Source organism: Caldisericota bacterium (assembly GCA_034717215.1).
In the GTDB taxonomy this organism is placed as follows: domain Bacteria; phylum Caldisericota; class Caldisericia; order Caldisericales; family Caldisericaceae; genus UBA646.
On sequence record JAYELD010000028.1, the window covers coordinates 1 to 2,638 of the forward strand.

Here is a 2,638-nt window from a genome sequence, read left to right on the forward strand (position 1 = left end):
TTCCAATATTTCTACACATTAGGTAAAATCTTGTGTAACACAAACGAAGAAACTGAAGGTATAAGATGGCTTATCTCTGCGCATAGAATTAACAAACTTTCTCCTGATGATTACTTAGAGATAGCTAATTATATTGTTGACATTCCCAATGCTGTCGAAAAAAATATTGTTGCTAAAGCACTATATGGTTGTATTGACGACACAGTAGACCTTTCTAAGAAAGAGCAGATAATAGAGTTGTTGCTAAAATTAGATCCGTCTAATAAGCTGTTTTTGTTGAAGAAAATTTACCTTCTTGAACGAAAAGGCAATATAAAAGAATTAGTTAAGATATTTTTAGAATTTATTGATTTAAGTCCTGTTGATAATGTCGATTTTGTATGTGATGAAGCAAAAAAGCTGGGTGAAAAGCTTACTGTAGAAGAACTAATAAAAATTGCACAATTTTTTGAAATAGCTGATCGCTCTGATAAAGCAGTTGAGATGTATGAATTAATTCTTAAAAGAGAGCCAGACAGCAAAGAAGTTGCACTTAATATGTTCGTTGTGCATCTTGAAAATGAAGAAGCAGATAATATAGTAGATTTTTTCGATAAGTTTAAACCTTCTCATCTTTTTTCCCAATCGCTTAAAAAAGTAATAGAAAAATATGAAGAAAAAAGAGCGAAAGATTCTTTAAATTATAATGTGCATTATGTTTTGGGTTTCCTGTGCTTTATTGTCGAAAGGTACGAAGAAGCAATCGCAGCTTTTCAATTTGTTGTAAGGTCGGGGCATTGCATTCCACTTATGTGTCTATTTTTAGGTATGAGTTTTGAAAAGATAGGTCTTTTTGATTTTGCGGCGAAGCAATATGAAAAAAGTATATCTTCAAAAGATGCGACTGGCAGTGTTAAAGCACATTTATTATATAGGAGCGCACTTCGCAAAAAATTTGACGGGAGCATTGATGGATGCAAAAATTTACTGAAAGAGGCATTGAAAATTGCTCCGGATTTCAAATTGGCTCAGGAAGCTCTTTCTTCTGCACCAGATGATGGAAGTGTGATACAAATGGAAGGAGGAGACAAAGAATGATTTCATCGAAGAAAAACAAAAGAGTTGGAAGGATTCTTTTAGATAAAAAATTTATTACTGAAGAAGAATTAAATCAGGCTCTAAAGATACAGAAAGTAACACATGAGCCGTTATTAAAAACATTCGTCGATATAGGATGCATTACAGAAGAGCAAGCAGCGCAGACTTTAGGCATACAATGGGGAATGGAGTATGTGGATGTTTTAAATTACCCTGTTGATAAAGAAGTGTTACGTGTTTTAGACCCTAATAGAGCAAGGTACTACGGCATTTTTTTGTTAAAGAAAGAGAAAGGTAAGTTTCATGTAGCAATTTCTGACCCGACTAATATCGAAGCGATGGATTATGTAAGGCTTACCTTAGGTGAAAATATTATTTTCTATGTAGCTACGCGTGCTAACATAGAACAATCTATCGAAAAATATTATGAAATGGAAGATGCGCTTAAAAGGGCGGAAGAAGAAGCTTTTTCATCTACTACAATCCTTAGAGAGGGTGATGAATTTGATATTAGCAAGTTGCGGGAAATGGGAGAAGAAGCGCCCATAGTGAAAATTGTAAACAACCTTATAACAGGAGCAATTCTCCAGGGTGCCTCAGATATCCATATTGAACCATTGGAAACAATTGTGCGTACACGTTATAGAATAGACGGCGTTCTATATGAACATCAAAGTCTTTCCAAAAAAATCCAGCCTGGTGTTACATCTCGTGTGAAAATACTGGCCAATATGGATATTGCGGAGAGAAGATTACCGCAGGATGGAAGAATTTCTTTAAAGTTTGAAGGAAGAAGGATTGATTTCAGAGTTTCTGCCTTACCCACCGTGCATGGAGAAAAGATTGTTTTAAGAATACTGGATGCCACTTCTGCTCTTTTGCCACTTGAAAAGTTAGGTTTTTCTTCAGAAAATTTCAGAAAATTTGAAGATGCTATTGCGCAACCTTATGGCATGGTGCTCATTTCAGGCCCGACGGGGTCGGGTAAAACTACTACGCTTTACTCAGCTTTAACCAGATTGAATACAACTGCAAGAAATATTGTTACAGTAGAGGATCCTGTAGAATACAGGTTAAAAGGTATTAATCAGGTACAGGTGAACTTTAAAGCCGGCGTTACATTTGCAAATACACTTCCTTATATATTGAGACAGGACCCGGATATTATACTAATAGGTGAGATTCGTGACAAAAAAACGGCGCGTATTGCTATAGAAGCAGCTCTGACAGGGCATCTTGTATTTTCTACGATTCATACCAATGATGCAGCGTCAATTCCAACGCGTCTTATTGATATGGGTATAGAACCGTTTCTTGTTGCTTCGTCGGTTATCGGCGCTACTGCTCAGAGACTTGTGAGAAGGATTTGCAAGAGTTGTAAGGTACCATATGATCCCCCAAAATCTGTTTTAGAACATGTTGGTTTGGACATGAGCAAAATTGAAGGCATATCATTTTATAAAGGGGAAGGGTGCGACAAGTGTAATCATACTGGATACAGAGGGAGGATGGCTGCCCAGGAGTTTCTTACTATTTCTCCTGACATTCAAAATCTCATCAT

Annotated in this window: 2 protein-coding genes; both read left to right on the plus strand. The window is 36.4% G+C overall.

All coding sequences use genetic code 11. From position 1 onward, the window contains the following. A partial coding sequence (locus tag U9Q18_01400) for a hypothetical protein (GenBank protein MEA3313011.1) occupies nucleotides 1-1,077 on the plus strand: 1,077 nt, incomplete at its 5' end. Next, nucleotides 1,074-2,638: ATPase, T2SS/T4P/T4SS family (locus U9Q18_01405; GenBank protein ID MEA3313012.1), on the plus strand; the 1,565-nt coding region annotated here is incomplete at its 3' end. The genes U9Q18_01400 and U9Q18_01405, both read left to right, overlap by 4 nt.